This is a genomic window from Cytobacillus eiseniae (assembly GCF_017874625.1).
In the GTDB taxonomy this organism is placed as follows: Bacteria; Bacillota; Bacilli; order Bacillales; family Cytobacillaceae; genus Cytobacillus; species Cytobacillus eiseniae.
The window spans coordinates 47,086-70,138 of the sequence record NZ_JAGIKZ010000010.1 but is presented as its reverse complement, the minus strand read 5'-3'; the positions used below and the strand labels follow the sequence as shown (position 1 = coordinate 70,138).

At 35.6% G+C, this 23,053-nt stretch carries 27 protein-coding genes; 25 read left to right on the top strand and 2 right to left on the bottom strand.

Annotated features, from left to right (window positions below):
- The first annotated feature begins 168 nt into the window (after positions 1-168).
- The 19 genes from J2Z40_RS10475 (at position 169) to helD (ending at position 17,039) form a co-directional block, all read left to right on the top strand.
- Complete coding sequence (locus J2Z40_RS10475) at positions 169-732, top strand: matrixin family metalloprotease (protein WP_066399944.1); 564 nt, start codon at positions 169-171, stop codon at positions 730-732.
- Positions 733-748: 16 nt separating this feature from the next.
- Positions 749-1,345, top strand: a complete 597-nt coding sequence (locus tag J2Z40_RS10470) for a hypothetical protein (protein WP_066399945.1) — start codon at positions 749-751, stop codon at positions 1,343-1,345.
- Between the two features lie 662 nt (positions 1,346-2,007).
- A complete protein-coding gene (locus J2Z40_RS10465) occupies positions 2,008-2,787 on the top strand; it encodes a spr1630 family ClpXP-sensitive toxin (RefSeq protein ID WP_066399947.1) in 780 nt (259 codons plus the stop codon).
- A 23-nt stretch (positions 2,788-2,810) separates the two neighbouring features.
- Positions 2,811-3,998 carry a spr1629 family repressor/antitoxin gene (locus J2Z40_RS10460; protein WP_066399948.1) on the top strand — a complete coding sequence of 396 codons (1,188 nt, stop codon included), beginning with the start codon at positions 2,811-2,813 and terminating at the stop codon, positions 3,996-3,998.
- A gap of 522 nt (positions 3,999-4,520) precedes the next feature.
- The gene (locus tag J2Z40_RS10455) at positions 4,521-5,360 is read left to right on the top strand and encodes an undecaprenyl-diphosphate phosphatase (RefSeq protein ID WP_066399949.1); all 840 of its coding nucleotides are present in this window, start codon (positions 4,521-4,523) and stop codon (positions 5,358-5,360) included.
- Between the two features lie 277 nt (positions 5,361-5,637).
- Entirely contained in the window at positions 5,638-6,339 is a 702-nt protein-coding gene (gene vanR / locus J2Z40_RS10450; RefSeq protein ID WP_066399954.1) for a vancomycin resistance response regulator transcription factor, VanR-F/VanR-M family, read from the top strand.
- Positions 6,332-7,423 carry a sensor histidine kinase gene (locus J2Z40_RS10445; protein WP_066399957.1) on the top strand — a complete coding sequence of 364 codons (1,092 nt, stop codon included), beginning with the start codon at positions 6,332-6,334 and terminating at the stop codon, positions 7,421-7,423. Before vanR ends, J2Z40_RS10445 begins: the two co-directional genes overlap by 8 nt.
- Positions 7,424-7,537: 114 nt before the next feature.
- Positions 7,538-8,407: a VanY-A/VanY-F/VanY-M family D-Ala-D-Ala carboxypeptidase gene (gene vanY, locus J2Z40_RS10440; protein ID WP_066399958.1), complete on the top strand. Its 870-nt coding sequence runs from the start codon at positions 7,538-7,540 to the stop codon at positions 8,405-8,407.
- A 356-nt stretch (positions 8,408-8,763) separates the two neighbouring features.
- The gene (locus tag J2Z40_RS10435; protein WP_066399959.1) at positions 8,764-9,084 is read left to right on the top strand and encodes an ArsR/SmtB family transcription factor; all 321 of its coding nucleotides are present in this window, start codon (positions 8,764-8,766) and stop codon (positions 9,082-9,084) included.
- 3 nt (positions 9,085-9,087) lie between these two features.
- Complete coding sequence (locus J2Z40_RS10430) at positions 9,088-9,477, top strand: SRPBCC family protein (RefSeq protein ID WP_066399960.1); 390 nt, start codon at positions 9,088-9,090, stop codon at positions 9,475-9,477.
- A gap of 107 nt (positions 9,478-9,584) precedes the next feature.
- On the top strand, positions 9,585-9,953 hold the full coding sequence (locus J2Z40_RS10425) for an iron chaperone (RefSeq protein ID WP_066399961.1): 369 nt from the start codon (positions 9,585-9,587) through the stop codon (positions 9,951-9,953).
- Between the two features lie 73 nt (positions 9,954-10,026).
- Complete coding sequence (locus J2Z40_RS10420) at positions 10,027-10,734, top strand: FAD-dependent oxidoreductase (protein WP_066399968.1); 708 nt, start codon at positions 10,027-10,029, stop codon at positions 10,732-10,734.
- A gap of 228 nt (positions 10,735-10,962) precedes the next feature.
- Positions 10,963-11,583, top strand: coding sequence for a hypothetical protein (locus J2Z40_RS10415; RefSeq protein ID WP_180316816.1), 621 nt, complete (start codon positions 10,963-10,965; stop codon positions 11,581-11,583).
- Between the two features lie 166 nt (positions 11,584-11,749).
- Positions 11,750-12,157, top strand: coding sequence for a group-specific protein (locus J2Z40_RS10410; RefSeq protein ID WP_066399971.1), 408 nt, complete (start codon positions 11,750-11,752; stop codon positions 12,155-12,157).
- Positions 12,158-12,256: 99 nt separating this feature from the next.
- Complete coding sequence (locus J2Z40_RS10405) at positions 12,257-12,742, top strand: HIT family protein (RefSeq protein WP_066399973.1); 486 nt, start codon at positions 12,257-12,259, stop codon at positions 12,740-12,742.
- 134 nt (positions 12,743-12,876) lie between these two features.
- Positions 12,877-13,227: a VOC family protein gene (locus tag J2Z40_RS10400; protein WP_066399975.1), complete on the top strand. Its 351-nt coding sequence runs from the start codon at positions 12,877-12,879 to the stop codon at positions 13,225-13,227.
- A 232-nt stretch (positions 13,228-13,459) separates the two neighbouring features.
- Positions 13,460-13,882, top strand: a complete 423-nt coding sequence (locus tag J2Z40_RS10395) for a VOC family protein (protein ID WP_066399977.1) — start codon at positions 13,460-13,462, stop codon at positions 13,880-13,882.
- Between the two features lie 94 nt (positions 13,883-13,976).
- Positions 13,977-14,267, top strand: coding sequence for an RNA polymerase alpha subunit C-terminal domain-containing protein (locus J2Z40_RS10390; RefSeq protein ID WP_066399979.1), 291 nt, complete (start codon positions 13,977-13,979; stop codon positions 14,265-14,267).
- Between the two features lie 435 nt (positions 14,268-14,702).
- Positions 14,703-17,039: an RNA polymerase recycling motor HelD gene (gene helD / locus J2Z40_RS10385; RefSeq protein ID WP_066399985.1), complete on the top strand. Its 2,337-nt coding sequence runs from the start codon at positions 14,703-14,705 to the stop codon at positions 17,037-17,039.
- Positions 17,040-17,122: 83 nt separating this feature from the next.
- Here the strand turns inward: helD and J2Z40_RS10380 are convergent, their stop codons facing one another.
- Entirely contained in the window at positions 17,123-17,575 is a 453-nt protein-coding gene (locus tag J2Z40_RS10380; protein WP_066399987.1) for a GNAT family N-acetyltransferase, read from the bottom strand.
- Positions 17,576-17,830: 255 nt separating this feature from the next.
- Between J2Z40_RS10380 and J2Z40_RS10375 the strand changes: the two genes are divergently transcribed.
- The 5 genes from J2Z40_RS10375 to J2Z40_RS10355 all read left to right on the top strand — a co-directional run bounded on the left by J2Z40_RS10375 (position 17,831) and on the right by J2Z40_RS10355 (position 20,732).
- A complete protein-coding gene (locus J2Z40_RS10375) occupies positions 17,831-18,400 on the top strand; it encodes a DUF4256 domain-containing protein (RefSeq protein WP_066399989.1) in 570 nt (189 codons plus the stop codon).
- 294 nt (positions 18,401-18,694) lie between these two features.
- Complete coding sequence (locus J2Z40_RS10370; protein ID WP_066399991.1) at positions 18,695-19,099, top strand: ribbon-helix-helix protein, CopG family; 405 nt, start codon at positions 18,695-18,697, stop codon at positions 19,097-19,099.
- 250 nt (positions 19,100-19,349) lie between these two features.
- Positions 19,350-19,814: an NUDIX domain-containing protein gene (locus J2Z40_RS10365; protein ID WP_066399992.1), complete on the top strand. Its 465-nt coding sequence runs from the start codon at positions 19,350-19,352 to the stop codon at positions 19,812-19,814.
- Between the two features lie 34 nt (positions 19,815-19,848).
- The gene (locus tag J2Z40_RS10360; RefSeq protein WP_066400787.1) at positions 19,849-20,301 is read left to right on the top strand and encodes a GNAT family N-acetyltransferase; all 453 of its coding nucleotides are present in this window, start codon (positions 19,849-19,851) and stop codon (positions 20,299-20,301) included.
- 14 nt (positions 20,302-20,315) lie between these two features.
- The gene (locus J2Z40_RS10355; RefSeq protein ID WP_066399995.1) at positions 20,316-20,732 is read left to right on the top strand and encodes a hypothetical protein; all 417 of its coding nucleotides are present in this window, start codon (positions 20,316-20,318) and stop codon (positions 20,730-20,732) included.
- Between the two features lie 71 nt (positions 20,733-20,803).
- On the opposite strand, the gene J2Z40_RS10350 is transcribed toward J2Z40_RS10355, so the two are convergent.
- Positions 20,804-20,983 carry a hypothetical protein gene (locus J2Z40_RS10350; protein ID WP_066399999.1) on the bottom strand — a complete coding sequence of 60 codons (180 nt, stop codon included), beginning with the start codon at positions 20,981-20,983 and terminating at the stop codon, positions 20,804-20,806.
- A 702-nt stretch (positions 20,984-21,685) separates the two neighbouring features.
- Here J2Z40_RS10350 and J2Z40_RS10345 point away from each other — a divergent pair.
- Positions 21,686-22,930, top strand: a complete 1,245-nt coding sequence (locus J2Z40_RS10345; protein ID WP_066400005.1) for an MFS transporter — start codon at positions 21,686-21,688, stop codon at positions 22,928-22,930.
- Positions 22,931-23,053: the final 123 nt, after the last annotated feature.

Here is a 23,053-nt window from a genome sequence, read left to right as displayed (position 1 = left end):
TAATCGTTAAATAACTTTATAACTAGAATTATATTGTTTTTTTGAAATATCTAGAAGAACAATGAAGATCGAATGAAAAAATAGTAAATCTTCATAGATTAATATTCATTTTTGTATATTATTGTTGTGTATTATTCTCAAAGTATAAAATAAGTGAGGGGAAAAAAGATGAAAAAGTGGTTTACAATAGCAACTAGTCTAATATTTATAATATCGTTATTGTCTGTTCCGAACCAAGCAAGTGGTCATTTTAATACCACAGGAAAGAAGTGGAACGCTGGATATGTAAATTTCTATATTAATAATTCTAGTTTGCCAACAACATTTGACACACCTATCACAAGTGCCATGAGAACATGGTTTAATCAAATTCCAATGAATACTCAAAGGCAGTATAGCACAAGTGCGGGCATTCATTTTGAGTACAGTAGAGCATCTAGTCATTTTCCAAATGATGAAATTGCAGTAGCTATAGTTTCAGGAACTGGTAATACTATTGAAAGCGTTAGAATCTTATTTAATCAGAATATGACGTGGACTACTTCTTCAAGTGGTAGTGGATATCATATTCAAACAGTGGCTTTACATGAAATTGGTCATGCATTGGGCTTAGATCATGTTGGTTGGTCATTAATTCCAGACACTAGAAATCATGTTATGTATTATACATATACTGATGTTAAGACATCACTGCATTCACATGACATTGAGGGTATTAAATCAATATATTAATGAGGAGGTATATTAAATGAAACGAATAATTGGAATAGTTTCTATTTTAGCCTTAACATTCATTGTTACTGCATGCAATAGTAATAATAGTGAGAATACATTTGAGGATAAAAAGTCTACTCATATGAAAGAACTAGAAGGTGCATATGTATCACATGGTTCAGGAAGCTTGCCTGAACTAAATATTAAGGAGTTATATAATTCTTCTTATATTATTGAAGGAATTGTAAAAGAAGTATCTGATTCTGAGTATACAGAAGAAGATGGGATTGAAATGAACTATACGAATGTCGTGATAGAAGTTAGTGAAACATTAAAAGGCAACCCAAAAGATGAAATCGTTATAAGAAGATATGGAGGGATGACAGAATTAGAGGACGGAAGGATTTTCCAATATTTCACTGAATCACCACATTACACTGAAGGAGAACAAGTATTGCTTTTCTTAACTAGTCTTGAAGAAAAGTCAAAGGTACCGACTGGTTTCAACGCTGATCAATATTTTAGAACTGTAGCACATGGAAAATGGGAAAGTAACAATGGGAAATATGTTCATTATATAGAGAAAGATAAAGAATTATCTGTTGAAGAAGTTAAAAATAAAATAAAATAGCCCTTCATTATAGAGGGGCTTTTGTTATGTTTGAAGGTAGTCGTCGTCCTTGTGCAGAAACACTGTGATGAATTAGTTGTTAGAGGTTGGAGCACGTTACGAGAATAATACATGCAATGGCAAATTAATAGACAACTTGAAAGATTATCTGATATTTTAAACCAAGTTACATTACAAAAGTCATTCTCATTAGCTTTAACTCATTATCATGGGTCACGCAGCCAAGTGCATCGTTTAGCGCTGAACACTTAACTCCCATAACTGATTTTTTTGCTAGTTTATCCATGATGGCATTATATACAGGAGTGACACTTATTATTATGGCAATCTATCTAATCTCCTGGATGATCACTTCAAGCATTTATCAGCGAAAAGCGTTCTAAGTTCTATAACAGTTCAATTTCACTTCGCCTAGTTTAGGTGTATATGTTTTTTGAAGAAATCTTCATTTTCCTTGAAAATGGAGATTTTTGTTTGTGTTAATAACTAGTTCTAGGCTCATTATGAATGGCTTTACATGAAAGGGGCAAATCTTTGAAACTAGTATTTTAATATCTATAAAAATTAAAATATAACTCTTTCAAGTCACAACAACTTTAATTATAATATATATAAATCATTTTTTATTTAATTTTCCATGAATATTGAGGAGTGTGTTGGTTATGACGATGAAGCAATTTCATTTACCTCAGGAACTTAACATAAGCGTTGTTGATGGAATTATTGAAGGCTATAAGGATTATTTATCTGTACGAAGAGAGAAAGCACGAGAATTAAAGGTTCATGGTGCGTATGCATGGGTAAAAGGAAATCACATTGACCATCATGTAGCGATGGAATGTGAAAAACATGGTGTGACCGGGCGTCTGTCAAAGGCAGGTCTAACATGGCAATATCTTCAATTTCAACTAAAGGATGATAAAGTTCTTTTCTTAGTTAAAAATGCCCGTTATTTTGATCCTTATGCGGTAGACAAAGGAAAAGATGCGAAAGGCCGAACTCGTTCGAATAAAGCATCTTTTATGGCCAATTTAACTAATATTAATTCATCTATTGAGTTTCCAGAAGTAATTCCTCCTCACCAAATAGGTCAATCTACTCAATTGCAACTAGAATTATTAGAAGATATGCAAGTAGTTCAAATCAACAGTAAAGATACTCTAGAGATAAGTAAACAATATGATCGATTTTATATTGTTACATATGAAGTTGATTCTGCGTTTTTAATTCGTGAAATTAAGGTATGGATGCCCAATCCTGTGAATAATAAAGCTTATTTGGTCGAGAATTTAAGTAAATACATTAATACAAAGCCCTCACATATAATTGAAATGGAAAATGATACGAGAGCAATATTACAAAGCTCGGCAGAAATAGAAGTGGAGTATGATGCAACAGCGTATGAAATTGTCTTTGATGATGCAGAGGAAAAGAAAAGTTAGATGGAATGAAAGGAGGTACTCCTTTGTTTATTGGTAAAAGCTTAACAAATATCCGCATTCTGCATGAATTAAGTCGTGCCCAATTAGCAGATGAACTAGGGATTACTGAACAAGCTGTTTGGCAATATGAGAATGGTTACGTGTCTCCTAAATTAGAGATTGTAAATAAAATGAAGAGCTTATTTCAAGTAAAGTCATCCTATTTTTACCGAAACGACTTGTTAGAAAACAGCAATGTTGCTGATAATATCCGCATGCAAAGTATTGCATATAGATCTGAAACGATCAATTCAACGATCAAAACACAAAGCGAATTGGTTCATGTGAAATATCTAGATGCATTTATAAAAAAAGTAGGATCAAAAATAAAGTACCCTTCCAATATACTTTTAGAGTTAAGAGAAATAGTGGTAGAGTACTTAATTTCAAATCAAAAGTTAGATCGAGAAGAGCAGATTAAAGCGATCGCTGGTTTAGCAAGAGATAAAATGAGTCTCCCTCGAAATACAAATAAGAACTTCCTTTTTTATTTAGAAAAAGCAGGCGCCTTTATTTTTGAAAAATCCATTGGTGATACGATTGATGCATATAGTTTATGGACGGAAGACGATCATCCATACATTGTTATAGGAACGATTAAGAAGTCTGCAGCTCGTAGAAACTTTGATTTAGCACATGAACTTGGACACTTATTGCTTCATTATAAGGTTGAATTCAATATGTTGGATAAGCAGACTTATAGGAAAATGGAAGAAGAGGCCAACTTCTTTGCATCCGAATTTCTTCTGCCGGCAGATGAGTTTCGAAAAGATTGTTCGAATATAAGTAAAGTATCAAATCCTGATTCTTATATTGATTTAAAAATAAAATGGAATGTTTCTTTACAAGCTATGGCAATACGAGCGAATCACTTGGATATCTTAACTCATCAACAATTTAGATACTTTTTCATGTCAATTAATAAAAAGGGATATAGGAAATTAGAGCCGATGGACAACGATATTTCTATTGAACATCCAATGAAAATTCAAAGTATTTTACAACTTTTATTTGAAAAAGGCGAGTATAGCGTCTCTAGTTTAATTAATGAGTTGAAAGTGGATATTGGCTTCTTAGCCATGATTACGGGAATCAATGAATCCTTCTTTGAAAAGTATCAAGGGATGGAGCGAAGAACCTTCTCTATTAGTGATATTAGTATCGTTAAGTGATCATTCGTTGGAACAACAAAATAAATATTTTGTTTTATTGCTAGTAAGTAGGATACAAGAAGGTTAATAATGAATTACAGAAAAAAGGGAGGATACTGATATACTCAGCAGTTCGTTTTAGAGGTAGAAAAATAAAAGGGGCAAACTGCTAAATAGGCGGAAAATTTCCGCTTTTTTCACTTCTGCTAATTACTTAATTAAGGACAAGACTTCTATTTTAATGGGATCATTTAATGAAGTTATATTGGTCGTCTCTCCAAAGAATGGTACTACTATCATAGATATCTCTTAGTACAGCAATGATTCACTAATGTGATTCTATCCAATCCTAATTTTTGTGAATGCTCATCTTTTTCTTTTTCAACTACATCTAATTATCAATTGAGTATCTTACAACTTTGTAATACAAATGTAATTAAATTTTATGGTAGAAATATTCTCGTTCATGTACACTGGGTTGAGGAGAAAATGTATGGACATTATTTTTGAATTTGGAAAAATGAATGGATTGGAGTTTGGAATATGGATTTCATTGAGTTATTAAAGGCAATCATACTAGGGCTTGTGGAAGGATTGACTGAATTTGCTCCAGTTTCCTCTACAGGTCATATGATATTAGTAGATGATATGTGGTTAAAGTCACCCGAATTTTTAGGCCAATATGCAGCGAATACGTTTAAAATTGTCATTCAGCTCGGTTCGATTTTAGCGGTTGTCATCGTATTTAAAGATCGTTTTATTGATTTACTAGGATTAAGGAAAATTTTTAATAAGAAAGAGTCTAGTCAAAAAGGGGCAAATCACTTAAAACTGACTCATATTATTGTTGGTTTAATCCCAGCAGGGGTTTTAGGCTTACTATTTGAAGATTATATAGACGAGCATCTATTTACAACGAAAACAGTTCTAATTGGTTTGTTTATCGGAGCGATCTTCATGATTGTAGCTGATTTATTTCGTTCTAAAAATCCCAAAATTGAAACAGTCGATCAGATTACTTATAAACAAGCATTTTCAGTTGGGCTTATTCAATGTTTATCTTTATGGCCAGGATTTTCGAGGTCAGGCGCAACGATCTCGGGCGGTGTGCTATTAGGGATGAATCACCGAACAGCCTCAGACTTTACGTTTATTATGGCTGTTCCAATTATGGCTGGTGCGAGCTTCTTGTCGCTTTTAAAAAACTGGGAATATTTCACGTTAGATGCGTTGCCGTTTTTCATCGTCGGGTTTATTAGTGCGTTTGTATTCGCATTAGTCTCGATTCGTTTCTTCTTGAAGTTAATCAATAAAGTGAAGTTAATTCCATTTGCCGTTTATCGTATTATATTAGTGATTGTTATCTATTTCTTATATTTCTAAATACGAGAAGTGGTCAGTGTTCTACTAATTAATCACTATATGAAAAGGAAGATTCCTTTCTTTTTCGCTTTTAACAGCACGATAAACACGATAATATATGAGTATAAACCCACCTTTCTCTGATTGGTGGGTTTATGTTTATCTAATAGTTATCGAAGTAGTAGATGAATAATGTAAGGCGATTGTGTTTTATGAAAATGTTCTTCACAGGTTTCAGGAAGTGCCTGAATTTAAAAGCTGTAAGTGAAAATCTAATTCTATTTGGGGTGAAAAGAAGATGAGAAAAATTTCGATATTGGTTGCAGATGATGAGGGGGAAATTGCTGATCTTATTGCGATCCATTTAGAAAAGGAAGGGTACGATGTTAGTAAAGCATCTGATGGGCAGGAAGCGGTTCACCTTGTTGAGACTCAATCAATTGATTTGGTCATATTAGACATTATGATGCCGAAAATGGATGGATATGAAGTGACCCGCTACATAAGAGAAAAATATAATATGCCGATCATATTCCTGAGCGCAAAAACATCTGATTTTGATAAAGTACAAGGGCTGGTTATTGGAGCAGATGATTATATGACGAAACCATTTACTCCAATCGAGTTAGTTGCTCGTGTGAATGCTCATCTTCGACGTTTTATGAAGCTTAATCAACTTGCAATCGCTGCAGGTGAAAAATCCAATGTGGAATATAGTGGGTTAGTTATTTCTCCAGATCAGCGTACAGTTACTTTATTTGATGAATGCATCGAGCTCACACCGAAAGAGTTTGATATTTTATATTTGCTAGCAACACATCCAAAGAAGGTCTTTAGTGTGGAAAATATTTTTCAGCAAGTGTGGGGCGAATCCTATTTTGAAAGTGGGAATACCGTTATGGTTCACATCCGTACACTTCGGAAAAAACTAAAAGAGGATAAACGAAAAGACAAATGGATTAAGACGGTATGGGGAGTTGGGTATACATTTAATGGGTAAAATGATCCGTAGTTTTCGTTCAAAGATGATGTTTTTATTTGGTTTAAGTATGCTTTTATCTGGCACTCTAACGTATCTAGTCTTTAAAGGACTACAATCTTATTATCATCATATGGTCCGTCTTGAAGACCCTTTGGCTAGAATTCGACTCTTGATTGGACAATTCGGGGACTTTAATCTCTTTTTCCTCGTATTTGTATCACTTTCGTTCCTTTTTTTCTTTTGCCTTATTATGCCTTATTCTGGCTATTTTCAGGAAATCTCGACAGGCATACATTATCTCGCACGTGGTGATTTTAAACATCGAGTTCATATCCAGTCGAAAGACGAGTTTGGCCATATTGCACAAGAAATTAATTTGGCTAGTGAAAAATTAGAAGAAGCCATACAAAAAGGCGACTTTTCAGAAAGCAGTAAAGAACAGTTAGTAGTAAATCTGGCTCATGATCTGCGCACGCCTCTTACTTCTGTTTTGGGCTATTTAGATCTACTCCTTAAAGATGAGAGCTTGACGAAGGAGCAAGTAAGACATTATTTAACGATTGCTTTTACTAAATCACAGCGGTTAGAAGGGCTGATTGATGAATTATTCGAAATAACGAGAATGAATTATGGCATGCTACCTGTTGAAAGAAAGCAAATAAACGTAACAGACCTGCTTAATCAATTAATCGAGGAATTATATCCTGCCTTCGAAAAAAGTCATTTGATTGCTAGGATCAATAGTCATCCCCATTTACTCATTTTTGCTGATGGGGATTTGATGGCACGTGTATTTGAAAATCTTCTGACTAACGCTATACGTTATGGCTATGATGGGCAGTTTGTAGATATTAAAGGCTTTGTTGATGACGATGAAGTAGTTGTTCAGATTGTGAATTATGGGAATAGCATTCCTGAAAGTGAATTGCCGCATTTATTTGATATGTTCTATACAGGAGATAAAGCCCGAACCTATCAGGCAGACAGTACGGGTCTTGGTTTATTTATTGCGAAAAATATTGTTGAGCAGCATAATGGGTCAATTGCAGCCGAAAGCAGTTTAATACAGACAATTTTTGAAGTTCGTTTACCAAAAGAATAAATTGTATGAACATCAAGATCAGGATTTAAGAAAAATTTAATATTTACCCTCCTCTTTTTTTAAATACTTTTCTCTATTCTTTTAAGTAAGGGAAATGAGGGAGGAAGCCAGAAAATGAAGAAGTGGGGATTTTTACTATTTTTGATTGTGTGCTTTGGTTTAGCCTTTGTAAACTTTACATCCTATAATGAGCCAAAAGTAGAAATACAATCGTATGAATCAAATAAAATAGATGCTAGAGAGACTTCTCGTAATACACAAGAAATTGAGCTTACAAAAGAACAAATCTATCAAGGGAATTTGCTCTTAGTTAATAATGATTATCCAGTTCAGCAAGAGAGCATTAAATCGGATATCATCCATTTATCTGCGCATGATGAATGGGCACAAGGGTATGTGTTATTAGGGAATGAAATTTATTTGTCTGAGGATATTGCACATAAATTCTCAGAAATGGTTGCTGCTGCTGAAAAGGATGGACTTCAGTATTTTGCTATCACAAGTGGATTTCGCAGCTTTGAAGAACAAAATAATCTTTATCAGCAAATGGGTTCAGCCTATGCCTTGCCAGCAGGCTATAGCGAACATAATTTGGGCTTGTCACTTGATGTAGGATCCACTCAAATGATGATGGCGGAAGCACCTGAAGGAAAGTGGATTGAACAACATGCTTGGAATTACGGATTTATTTTACGATATCCTGAGGATAAGGTCGATATAACGGGCATTCAATATGAACCATGGCATATCCGTTATGTTGGTTTGCCGCATAGTGCGATTATGAAGGAAAAGAACTTTGCTTTAGAAGAATATGTAGATTATCTTAAAGATGAAAAATACATTACGGCTAGTATTAATGGGGAAAAGTATACAATAACATATCATCCTATTTCGCAAAATAAGACAATTAATGTACCGGAGCATAGCCATTTCGAGATTTCAGGCAACAATATGGATGGCGTGATTGTGACTACATACGAATGATTGATGAAAAAAATGGTGTAATAAGTAGCTTACTTGCTACAAGGCAAACTCAGTAATACATTCATGCTGGATCCAATGAGGGTCCAGTTTTTTTGATTCCTCAAATCCGATAAGGGATTCATTTTACAGTGCTTATTTCTTTTATAGAAAGAGGATCCTTAAGATTTGAAGGCTATTTTTGGCTTGAGTTGTCCATGAGTTTTTATATGGATAATGAGAAAGAATAATTAGAAGAATACAAATTAAGTTCAGTATAGATTCAATTTATAACAAAAATTATATTTGACTGGACACTGTTTGGTGTCATATAATAAGTGACACCGAACAGTGTCCAATTTGTATAAGGGGGGAGGATTTTGACTCATACTTATCAAGAGCGTGATGTGTATGTAGCTATTGCAGATCCGACCAGACGTAAATTAATCCGTCTGTTGGCAGATTCAGATGAGTTGCCTCTACATGAATTAACAGCTCAATTTCAAATGGGGCGTACGGCTGTATCTAAACATTTGGCCATTCTGAAAGAAGCTGATTTAGTCACGAACCGGAAAATAGGTAGAGAAACAAGGTATCGATTAAATGCAGCTCCTTTACAGGAAGTGAAGGATTGGCTGTCCTTTTACGAGGAGTTTTGGAATGATAGAGCACGATTACTAAAAAAAATTTTGGAGGAATAGAAGATGGCAGATTTATTATTAGATTTTCAATTTAAGAGTCCCATTTATAAGGTATGGGATGCTTTAACACACTCAGAAACGCTTGCACAATGGGTAATGGAAAATAATTTCAAACCAATTGTCGGGTACAAATGTCAGTTTCGTAATGAGGCAATTGGCTTAGTTGTTAATAGTGAAGTACTAGTAGTGGACAAGCCTTATAAATTATCTTACACATGGGTTGGCGGGCCGATAACGACAGTCGTCACATGGACGCTAAATCAAGAGGGGGAAACAACCCACTTACATCTTGAACATGCTGGATTTGAACAAGAAAATCAAGCATTCAATGGGGCGAAATATGGTTGGGCAAGTATGGCAGTGGAACTAACAAAAGTGTTAGCAGAAATGTAAGGTGAAACGACAGATATGAGTTTGTAGTATGAAGCGGATGGTTCAGTATAGTACCGGACCATTCGCTTAAGAGACATCACTGAATAAGTAATTTAGGAGGGATTAGAATGGAAGTTTTTGCAGACTTTTTAGCAGGAATTGATAACCCCCTACACAGGGAACGAACGGAAGAAGTGTTGCTTTGGGTCCATACTAAATACCCAAATTTAAAGACTGAATTCAAATGGAAACAACCGATGTTTACAGATCACGGCACATATATTATCGGCTTTAGTGTAGCCAAAAAGCATTTGGCTGTTGCTCCAGAAAATGCAGGCATTAATCAACTGGCTGATGAAATTGTGAAGGCTGGCTTTGATCACACAAAGGAATTGGTGCGTATTCCTTGGGATCGTCCGGTTGATTTCTCCTTACTTGGGAAAATGATCGAGTTCAATATATTAGATAAAGCGGATTGTTCGACATTTTGGCGATAAGGGTGAAGTTCATCTTGAACGATCAAGAATCCGAAGCATTCGCAGGAGTAATGTAATAAAAGGAGATGGGACATTGAGTTTTTTTCAAGATGCATTATCCATATTTAAAAAGAGAGAATTAGTATTTTTAGAAAGCTTCAAAGAGTCAGGGGATGTATATACCTTTCTATTTGAAAAAGAGCAGGATTTAACTTGGAAGGCAGGACAACATGGTTTATTTAGTATTACGCATAAAAAAGTAAAAAGCCCTACCAAACCATTTACTTTAGCGTCTGCTCCAGCAGAGAATAAGGTTCAAATAACAATGAAGGTTAGCGAGAATCCGAGTGAGTTTAAAAAAGCGATGTTGGAATTAAAAGAAGGAATGAAAGTTAGTATGAGTGGGCCGGTAGGGGGTTTTTATTTAAAGGAACAAAGTCCATCCCTTCTGATAGCAGGGGGAATTGGAATCACCCCGTTTCGGTCGATCATTAAACAAATAGAAGCGGATGGGCATAAACTTGAGAAACCAGTCCATCTACTTTATATGGATAGCAATCAATCATATATCTTTAAAGCTGAACTTGATGGAATGGCTACCCATCCATTAATTAACGTAACTTACGTTGATTCAAGGGAAAGCCTGCATCAGGAGATTGATAAGTTTGCCGCGTCACATAAGAATGATGGGAAATACTTTATCGCAGGACCGAAGTCAATGGTCGATTCGATTTCAACTAAATTGCAGGATCATCATATTGCCAAACGAAATATCAAAAAGGATGCCTTTTTTGGATACTAGTCATGTCTTTAATAAGAACGGAACCCTTTTAATTACTTTAAAGTTTCATACAAATTCACGCTGAATTCAATTGAGGATTCAGTTTTTTGTTGTGCAGTTTTCTCAACTATTTGTTGATTTCTATTTGAAAACTTAAGATTTTCTTAAGAAATCAATTAAGTTCTTCTTATGTTTTTGCATGTATATTGATTCTAGAATCATTATTACGGCAAATAGAAGAGGAGAACGATGATGACAGAAAAAAAGGGTTATATTCTTTTAACAGATACAGGTTCGTTTTTAACAAAGTTGATCAAGTTATTTACAAGGAAGCCATATAATCATGCGTCAATATCCTTCGACTCTGAACTAGTAGACGTATATAGCTTTGGCAGAAAAAGAATTGAAAACCCGCTTATTGGTGGATTTGTAAAGGAAGATGTGAAGAAGGGTCTATTTAAACGAGCGGATTGTGCTATCTATTCTTTTACAGTAACAGATGATCAAATGAAAAAAATGTCTCGTTATATAGCTGAAATTGAAACACAAAAGGATCATTATCGCTATAATTTCTTAGGGTTATTCGGATTCATATTTAATAAGCCAATAAATAGAAATAAGGCATTTTTTTGTTCAGAGTTTGTTGCATCGGTACTAAAGGAAGGGGATATATTTGATTGTGATAAGCCACTATCACTTATTGCACCATCTGATTTTCAAGATGCATTTAAATTTCAATTCGTGTATGAAGGCAAGCTGCAGAATTACAATAATAAAGATATAGATGAAGAATTATGCTTGAGAAGAACTTGTTTTGGTCAATTTTTTATCAATGTGGGTTCTTATTATTTATTTAGGTTTGGGAGGTAATTATGATCAAATTTTACTTTAAAGCTAATAATGTTTTCAATTAGGAAGGTTTTTTATAAAAAGAGGCGAAGAATTCCTTTAAGGGAATTTATCCCTAACTAATGAATAAGCTCTGTTCTTTTTTGAAAAAGCAGTGTTTACTCCATCAAGTATTTGGGGGAATATAATGAAATTTTATATTGCATCAAGTTTCAATAATATAGATAATGTACGTTTTGTCAGCAGGCAATTAATAAAAGAAGGCCATGTCCTCACATATGATTGGACTAGAAATCAAAAGGCATCAACGATTGAGGATTTAAAATTAATAGGTCAGGCTGAAAAAGCTGCGGTAATAGAGGCTGACTTTATGATCGTCTTACTTCCGGCTGGGAAAGGAAGTCATATTGAAATGGGGATAGCACTTGGCCATAGCAAAAGAATCTTTCTTTACTCGCCAAATGAAGAAGTAAATAACTATGCTACAACAAGTACGTTTTATCATCTATCTGAGGTGATGAAGTGCTTTGGCACCATAGATGAATTAGTTAATACAGTATTAACGATGACAGAAACGAAAGAACACCTTGCTTAAAACAGTAAGGTGTTTTTTCACATCATTATTGAGCACTTTTCTGAAAGAGGAAAGATGTTAGTGTGCTGGAATAGGATAATGAAATGAGAGGATGATTAGATGAGAAAGATTACTCTTTCAAATGGAAAAGTGGTAGAAGTGGAATGCTTAAGCTGTGCTTTGATAAGTGGATTGGTTGATTTAGATGGTGAAGTAGTAATAGAAACGGAATATTTCCATGCTCATCAAGATGTTGCATATCCTATCAAAGGGTTAGTTATTTTAGCCTCTAAGCGACATATTAAGTGTTTGGATGAACTTACAGAAGAAGAACGGATTGATTACATAAATATTTTGTCTAAGATTAGAGAGGCACAAAGGGAAGTCTTAGGAATTGAACATGTTTATTATTTTTACAATGAGGATACGACACATCATTTTCATACGTGGATGGTCCCGCGTTATGAATGGATGTACAAGTTTGGAAGATCAATAGAATCAGTTAGACCAGTATTGCTCCACGCAAGAAATGTAATGAATAATCATGATAATATTACAGAAGTAAGGAAAGCGATCAGGTTATTAGCAGCGAAATTAAATAAATAAAAGCTGTATTTTTTAAAAGTTTACTAAATAATTCATTTCAATTAAATAATTTTAGATTTTAACAGATTATAATTTAGAAAGTAGGAGTGAATTTAATCCGATTTGAAATCTATAATTAATGGAGGAATGACAAAGTGAAAACGAAATTGAAGCATGTTAGGGCAAATGTAAAGGATCTAGAAAGTGCGGTGGAATGGTACACAAATACTTTGGGATTAAAGGTTACTGGGACATGGCCTCATGAAAAACCAAATTACGCTCATTTCGAAAGTGAGAATGGTGCAATATTTGCAATTCAAGAAGACGAAAACTATCCTTCGTACAGTCGTTTTAATTTCAATGTGGATGATGTTGAATCACTATGGATTGACTTAAAGGATAAAGTAGAAGTAATGGAAGAATTGCTTTCAACTCCTTACGGGACAAGAAAGTTTACAATAAAAGATTTAGATGGCAATGAATTAGGTTTTGTTCAAGAAAATTAAGGAATAACGAAATGTAAAATTGATTAGTCGGGAAAAGTCTTGAATAGATGGTGAAGTATGCTAAATCCTATAAATAATCAACTCCTCCAAGATAGGTTTTTCAATAGAAATAATTAAAATGGACAATACTATTAATGGCGCTTTCTTGGTTATGGAACACATGTTATAATTGCGAATATATGTTCTGGTTGATGATTACATATATTGAAAATTAAAAAAAGAGGTGTATTTGATGATTTTAGGTGTGCATGCTTATTTAAGAATGAATGGCAATGGTCAAGAAGCTGTAAAGTTTTACCAACATGTGTTGGATGCTGAAGTGATTGGCGTTCAAACATATGGGGAACTGCCTCCAAACCCAGAATTTGCTCTCCCTGACGAAGCAAAAGACTTAGTTATACACGCTAATTTAAAAGTCGGTAATACACATCTTATGCTATCTGATAATTTCCCTGGAGAACCTTATGAGCAAGGTTCACAAGTAGATGTTGCCATTCTTCTGAATGATGTAGAAAAATCAAAAGAAGTATATGGAAAGCTAAAGGAAGCAGGCGAAGTAATTGTACCGCTTGAAGCAACGCCTTGGAGCCCTTCGTATGGACAAGTGAAGGATAAATATGGTGTAACTTGGCAGATCTCAACGGAAGTAGAGTGAACGACGTAAATATCCAATTAGTTTTTGAAAAGTAATGACTATAAAACTTGGGTCGAAACCGATAGGGTCTAGTTTTTGGGAGGGGGAAATTTGCTTGGTACAAGCAAAAAGTTTAAGGGTTTGTGAGAGAGGGCATGAGTATTATAAAAGCAGCGATTGTCGAAGTTGTCCTATCTGTGACAAAGAAAATAAGCCGAAAAGCGGATTCCTTTCAAAACTTAGTTCGCCAGCTAGAAATGCTTTGAATCACGAAGGAATTGACAGCTTACAAAAACTATCAAAGTACACAGAAAGGGAAATTTTAAAATTACACGGGGTTGGACCAGCTTCCTTACCGACTTTGAGAGCTTCATTAGAAGAAAAAGGCTTATCTTTTAAAGAATAATGTATTTAGTCCTTTACATGTGATTTTAGCGTTTCTGGATTAAAGGCTATATTAGGTTCATGCTAGAATTATTAACTAAAAAGGTTGCTCAATATTTTTTGAGGGAATGTATACCATACGAAAAAGAGTAGTATTTACGCTAAAAACGTTAAATACTACTCTTTTATATTAAAAATAAGGATTATTAAATTGAGTGAAGTATGAATGGGACGGTAAAAGAAATCTGTAGATTCTTTGTTGAAATAGAAGAATCATTCATGTAATGACATTCATAAAAAGAAGTCCAACATATTGAAAAAAAGATGATCCTGTGGTAAATTTATATAGTTATACACTGTATAGTTAAAAATAAATATATTATCCCTAATTTAAGTATACAGTGTAATTGGTGTGTTAGTCAACCTTTTTATAAATTTTTTTTTAAGGGGTGTTTCTATGAATTCGGAGCTTCATCAGGAGCAAAAACGAGTAGACTGTGTAATGGAAACCATTACGAAGGATATCAACAGATTGGAAGAAGAAACGAGCAGACGTAAGAATGAAGTGGTTCAAATCCGCAGGCACTTTTGGGATGAAGTAAAGGTGAATACAGATACCTTTGATGATTATCTTGAAACCATTATCGGCCTGCGGCAAGAGGCTCAAGCGCTATCTGTAAGTCAAAGCAGCCATAGATATGCTTCCAAACGTTTGTCCACTTTGCGCCGCATGCAGGAGATTCCTTATTTTGGTCGGATTGATTTTATTGAAGAAGGTACTTCAATGCAGGAAAAAATTTATATTGGTATTTCTTCACTTAGTGACTCTGACGGAGAAAACTTCCTGATTTACGATTGGAGAGCTCCTATCTCAAGTGTTTATTACGATTATCAGCCTGGTCCGGCAAAATATGAAACACCTGGAGGCATAATCCAAGGCTCACTGGAGAAAAAGTGGCAATATTTAATCCGTAAAGGCGTTCTACAATCGATGTTTGATACGAGTCTCACGATCGGTGACGAGATTTTACAGCAGGTACTGGGCAAAGGGACCGACAAAAAGATGCACAATATTGTAGCGACTATTCAACAGGAGCAGAACAGGATTATTCGCCATGATCATGGAAGACTGCTCATTGTTCACGGTGCAGCCGGAAGTGGCAAGACATCGGCTGCAATGCAGCGAATTGCCTTTTTGCTTTATAAATATCGAGGTCGTCTGAATGCGGATCAAATTATTCTTTTTTCGCCTAATACGATGTTTAATAGCTATGTGTCGAATGTGCTGCCTGAACTTGGTGAAGAGAATATGCAACAGGTTACTTTTCAAGAATACTTGGACCATCGACTAAGTAAAAAGTTTCAAGTTGAAAATCCATTTGAGCAATTGGAATATGTTTTAACTGCGGACAATACTCCTTCGTATAGGTCAAGGGTTGCGAGTATTCGATTTAAGGCATCTACACATTTTTTTGAGGCGATTCAAGCATATGGAAAGTCATTAGAAACATCAGGCATGCAATTTAAGGACATTCACTTTAGAGGGAAACCGATCGTTACTGCACAACAAATGGAAGAAAGATTCTACAGTCATGATACATCACTACGATTCCATAATAGACTTGAGAAATTGAAGGATTGGCTCCTTAAGAAAATGAGCGAGGTTAAAAGGACTGAATGGATGAAGCCGTGGGTGCAGGAGGAAATTGAGCTTCTAAGCAACGATGCTTACCATAAGGCACATCGCTACCTAGCGGAAAAGCGGGGCTTTAATGAAGAAACGATGGCGGACTATGAAGTCGAACATGATGCACTTGCCAGATTGATTGTTCAGCAGAAATGGAAGCCGCTTCGAAAACAAATTCGGGTGTTTCGTTTTGTGGATATAAAGGGGATGTACAAACAGCTTTTTGCTGATCCCAAACAGATGAAACAGTGGATTGAAGGGGAGGTGCCTACTTCATTATCGACTATTTGTCAGTTGACACAGGAAATGCTGGATAAAGATATCTTATTTTATGAAGATGCTACGCCATTTTTATTTTTGAAAGAGCTAATTCAAGGTTTTCAGACGAACAGCGCAATTAAACATCTCGTTGTTGATGAGGCACAGGATTATTCCCCCTTTCAATTTGAATTTTTGAAGCGTTTGTTTCCTGCGGCAAGGATGACGGTGCTCGGCGATTTTAATCAGGCGATATTCGCCCATGCGAGCGAAATGGTTGATTTCAACACCCTTACCAATCTTTACGGTCCAGAGGATACGGAAGTAATTAATATAGCAAGGAGCTACCGATCGACAAAACCAATCATCGAATTTACTCGAAGACTTGTTCCGAATGGGGAAAGGATTATTCCTTTTGAACGCGAAGGTGATCGACCATCGCTGAAACAATTAGTCAATCACGAAGAACTGCATAGTTATATAGCTTCTAAAGTAGCAGATTTACGAGGCAATGGCTACCATAGTATTGCGATTATATGTAAATCTGCTGAGGAAAGCTTACGTGCTTATGAAGCTTTGTCTAGCATTGATGAAATTAAACTCCTAAAGAGCAGCTCGATTGAATATGAGCAAGGGGTTGTCGTCATACCGACTTATTTATCTAAGGGCATTGAATTCGATGCGGTTATCATTTATGATGCATCAGCGCATGTATATGGGGATGAGAGCCTGCGTAGGGTTTTCTATACGGCCTGTACGAGAGCGATGCATGATTTGCAGCTGTATAGTGTTGGTGAGCCAAGTCCCTTTTTGCAAAATGCTTTAGAGGAAGGGTTCATTCAAGCTTGATTTAGTCGAAGAAATGGATTTTGATGGTGCATATCGAAAGGAAAATTGCTCGGGCATCTGAGCAATTTTCCTCTCTCGATATATTAGTCAGCAAGCTTTTTTTCAAGAATGATTTTAGGCTCTCCTTCGTTATCAGTGAAAGTCCCAATTATATCGAATCCACATTTAATATTTAAAATGAGCATACTTCGCCACTTGTTTTTCGTCCGTGTTTGAACGGCTTTGTAGCCACTTTCCATTAAATATTGATGCTGTTGATCCATTAGATTGGAGGCAATTCCTGTATTTCTATAATCGGGATCCACTCCTCCTAACCAACTATAAAACTGCTCACGATTAAGGGCATATCCGATCTTATATCCAATGACCTTTTCTCCATCCATTGCTATATCCAATCGCAATTTTGGTTTTTCCATCATTCTGCCTGCCAAGTCATTCGATTCACCAAAAATCCGCTGATGGAGACTTATTATGCCATCTAATGCCTCCATATTAGGTATTTCATTGTATCCCATATACTTTATGCTCAAATGCATTCCCCCCCTGCTATTCAACTTTCTCAATACAAGCTTGCTTATATATTAATGTATCATACAGAATATAGGTTACAGTAAAAATTCTTCATTCACTTATACTTGGTTATGATGAATGATCTAATTTTAAAAAGTAGTAGGCTAAATAAGGACAAACTTGCAAGAGGAATTGAAATTGATTAATAATTAATTATAATAGTCTAACTATCTAGACATACTTAAATGAATATAAGTAAAAACAATAAGGGGGAAACTTGCATGACAAGAAGTGTGAAAAGTGAACTATCATCGGAGCAATGCGAAGAATTGCTTAATGTGTTGAAGGGCCGTTTTGAGAAAAATATGCACCGCCATCAAGGGCTTGAATGGACTAAAGTCCAAGCGAAGCTAGAGGCTAATCGTGATAAACTCTGGTCGCTTAATGAAATGGAAGTAACCGATGGTGAACCAGATGTTATTCATTATGATGAAAAAAAAGATGAATATACTTTTTGTGATTGTTCAGCGGAAAGTCCGAAAGGCCGCAGAAGTGTTTGCTATGACCGTGAAGCACTGGAGGCAAGGAAGAAAAACAAACCAGAAAATAGTGCAGTTGACATGGCAACTGCGATGGGGATTGAAATGTTAACAGAAAAGCAATACCGAGACTTGCAGAAGCTTGAGAATTTCGATAAGAAAACATCAAGCTGGGTGCAAACCCCTTCTGAAGTCAGAGAACTTGGCGGTGCCCTTTTTTGTGATTTTCGCTTTGGATACGTCTTTGTGTATCATAACGGAGCGGACTCGTACTATGGTGCTAGAGGTTTCCGAGGCTCGTTGAGTGTGTGAGTTTGCATAGACAGCTCACCGTGCAAATGGCAATTGGCAAATTGATTTTTCATTAATTTTTATTCAAGGTTATATGTAATAATAAAGTAATTTGGACTGATCCATTTCGGATTCAGTCCTTTTCTTTTATACAATAAGAGGTTGTTAACGGATGCCTTATACATGCGGGTGATGGATGATGGGAAAATTAGATGTTTTATGATCTTAATTATCATAAGTGTAATTACAATGTATTGACGTTGTGTATACGCATGTAGTAGAATTTAATTATTCAAACGAAGGGAGAATTTGAAAATGGATGCGAATTTGCAAATACGTATATCAAAAAATTTAAAAGAAAGTTTTCAACAGATTGCAAAGGAAAATAATAAAGATACGTCGTCCCTTATGCGTGATTGGATTTCGAATTATGTAGCTGAACACCAAAAATCTGATGAAGATTTAGCTGCTGAACTATATAGGGCGGGATACCGATTACAACAAGATCTTGGTGGAAGGGAAAAGGTAAGCAAGGAATTTGTCAAACAATTACAGGAATATGCATTAACAGATCAAAAGGAATTCACGCAGTTAATTCTAAATACTTATTTAGATCACGATTTGACAATTCCTTCAGTTGTATCAAAAACGTATAAAGTATACGCTTTTTCTCAAATGTTTTTGTTCGGATTAATTGGTGATAACCCGAAGAACGGGTAGGCTAGCAGTCAAGGTTATTTTAATAAATGCAAGAAAGTCATAAAGGGTTCGTTAATCAAGCTTTGAGCAAGATTGGCTCTTAGCGGGAAACTTGTTTTAATATTAAATGGGTGCCATTCCTATTTTAGAAATAAATAGAGCGAATAAATATAAGGCAAATTTTTTAACGTGAATTGTTAGGGGATTTTGCCTTTTTATTTGGCGTCTATTATAAGATAGAGAAAAGAAAAGTTTTAGGAGGATGGTTAAAATGGCGATTAGGAACTCAGCAAAGGCTCTTATTGTTCAAGAGAATAAGCTGTTAGCGATTAAAAAACAAGATAAAGAAGGCTACTATTTTATATTACCTGGCGGCGGTCAAGAGCATGGAGAAAATCTTCACGAAACGTTAAAAAGAGAATGTATTGAAGAGATTAATGCTGACGTAGAAATTGGTGATTTGCTATTTATTCGAGAATATATTGGAAAAAATCATGAGCATTTTGCATTTGATTCAGCAATACATCAAACAGAATATATGTTTTTGTGCAAGGTGATAGAAGGAAGCAAAGAGATAGGGAATGGGACTGTACCGGATGATGGACAAATTGGCGTTGAATGGCTGCCTTTATCAGAGTTGTTGAATTTTAGGGTTTATCCTCAATCAATGCGTGAATATTTATTAGACTACATTGCAGGTAAGCAAACCCCCGTGTACTTAGGGGATGTTAATTAAAATAGTTAATCATGGTATTTGGGAAGGAGAAAAAATGAAGGTTAGAAAATTGAATGAAGGATTTCCAATTGATTTATTGTTATTGGCCGATCCATCTCAAAAAATGATAGAGGAATATTTAAACCGGGGCGAATGTTATGTTGCCGAAAAAAAGAAAGAAATCATAGGTGTTTATGTTCTGCTGTCAACAAGGCCAGCAACGGTGGAATTAGTGAATATTGCTGTATCTAAGTGTGAACAAGGCAAAGGGATTGGGAAGCAGCTAATAATGGATGCGGTACAACGATCGAAAGAAAAGGGGTATAAAACAATCGAGGTTGGAACGGGAAATTCAAGTATAGGGCAATTAGCACTTTATCAAAAATGCGGATTTAGGCTGACTAGTATTGATCAAGACTATTTCATACGAAACTATGAGAATCAGATTTTTGAAAATGGGATATGGTGCAGAGATATGATTCGTTTAACGCGGGAGTTGGATGAATAGATGGAGGGGATCTATTGAAAGGAATAAATTTATTACTATTATCGTTTATTCTTTTAATCTGTATGATTCTGACTGCCTGTAATGAGAAAACAGCCTATGAAATAATAAAATCTCACAGTGAAATAACTGAATCCGATGATCGAATTCAACTGGAACTTGATTATGAAATGATCAATCATTCAGACGAAAATTACTATTTCACATTCGGTTTTCCATCATATATTCAAGATGCTCTCATTACTCAAGTTGGAATAGGTGAACTATCGGCAAATAGTCGTATTTCTGGAGTTGCAGTCATAGCGGTTAGTAAAGATGGGGCTGAAATGACAGAAGAAACAATTGAAGCCATCCTTAATGGGAACCTACCTTTTGTACAAAATATCCTAATCGGAAAAATGCTCAGTTTAAATGAATCTATTTCGAATCATTAAAAACAAAGAATTTGAATAGTATGATTGGGAAATTCTTTATGGTTATGGATTTCCCTTTGTTTTCCTCAAAATCAATATAAACTTATAACATAGTTTGGATTTACTTCAAGAATAACCTTAAAAACAGTTTCTTGGTTGAAAGCAGTCACATTCGTAGAGCTGTGAATCCCTACATTTAGTCTCGTTTGATCTAGATTCGTTCCTAAGCTAACATAATAAGCGGATTGGTACCCGAGGTCATTTTTATGCATAAACTTCACTCTTTCTGCATTTACCTATAATAGGGGTGTCAAATGCGATCATTTTCTTAAAAAAAGTAACAACGAGTGTTTTGAAAAGAAGAGTTTATCCCACTGATTTACATATATTCTAAGATAATGCAGCTAATTTTATATCGGTTCCCTTAGTGGATAAAATGCATCGATCTGTTTTTGCCCCCTTGTAGGAATGGCACACATTTGCTATTATATTCCCATCTATAAAGAAATGGAGGTTTTCCCTTTGACAGCATCAATGAAATTACGCTTCCCAATTTTCACACGGTAATTAAATACGTTTGAGAGCTCTGCCTATGTTCAGAGCCACGGGATTGGTCTGTCTATTTTTAAGGAAACCTTTATTTGACGGTTATTTTAAAGAGAGGGAGGAGTTTCCCTCTTTTTTGTATTTAGAGAAATGATATAATCGCATGTTGTGTATAAAATGAGAATAGTTTCATTTAAGTCCAGCTTCGGCGCCTATCGCCTATCAAACTTCAGTACTACTCCCTACGATAAGTCAACATCGGTTCGCTATCGCTCACCGTGTTTCCTTTATCTCAGTCGCAGTCCTTCCAGTTTGTACGGCGATGATCAAGGCGCCTGCGCTTTTGTTGTTGTCTTTAAAAGGGTAGGTATCATGATCGTGATTGTAAGGGAAATATAAAAAACGAATAGAAATGAGTGGTTGAGTGAATGAATGCAGTAACTAACAATCTTAAGGAGAATTGGTTAAAGAATATTATTTTGTTTTTAACAAGTCAAACCATTTCACTTTTTGGTTCGTCTTTAGTTCAATACGCCATTATGTGGCATATTACGCTCACGACAGAATCAGGTTTGATGATGACCTTGTATATTATATGTGGGTTTATTCCGACTTTTATTTTATCTCCGATTGCAGGGGTTTGGGCAGATCGTTATAATCGGAAAATGTTAATTATTCTAGCAGATAGTCTAATAGCAATTGCTACTCTTGTTCTTGCTATTCTCTTTATAATGGGATTTGATGCGATTTGGTTGCTTTTTGTGATGGCAGCAGTTCGGGCTTTTGGAACAGGCATTCAGATGCCAGCTGTCGGTGCAATTTTACCGCAAATTGTCCCCAAGGATAAGCTGACTAAGGTGAATGGAGCAAATGGAAGCATTCAAGCTGTTATTATGTTCGTTTCTCCAATGGTCAGTGCAGCATTATTAGCTGTGACTTCGATTGAAATCATCTTTTTTATCGATGTGATTACAGCAGCCATTGCCATTATTACTTTACTTGCCTTCTTGAAAATATCAGTACATGAGAAGGCAGCAGAAAAACAAACTACAAGCTACTTTAGTGACTTTAAACAAGGGTTACAATATGTAAATTCCCATGATTTTCTGAAAAAATTCTTTCTATTCTTTGCCGTATTCTTTGTTTTAATGGCACCAGCATCATTTTTGACGCCGCTACAGGTTACACGCAGCTTTGGTGATGATGTGTGGCGATTATCTGCAATTGAGATCGCCTTTTCTATTGGCATGATGGTTGGTGGGGGGATAATCGCCTCTTGGGGTGGCTTTCAAAATAAAGTCAAAACGATGGCTTTTGCAAGTGTGATTATGGGTGTCTGCACACTTGCCCTTGGTATCGTTCCGCTTTTTTGGATTTATTTAGCCTTCATGGGCTTATTCGGAGTAGCTATGCCTATATTTAGTACACCAGGCACGGTACTGTTACAGGAGAAAGTAGAAGAAGCCTATTTAGGAAGAGTCTTTGGCGTCATGGGCATGATTTCTACCTCGATGATGCCGCTCGGAATGCTTATATTTGGTCCCATCGCAGATTTTATTCGAATTGAATGGCTGCTCATGGGGACTGGTGTATTTATTATTGTATTAGCGATTCTATTAGGCCGAAATAAAGGTTTAATTGAAGCGGGAAAACCGGTATTGAAAGAATCATAAAGAACAGCACAAAGGGAACGTACCCAATTGGGGGCGTTCCCTTTTCTTTGTATAGGCAGTTATATGCGAATGGCGAATATTCTTATCGTTTTGTCCAATATAATAATGATGACGGCGAATATA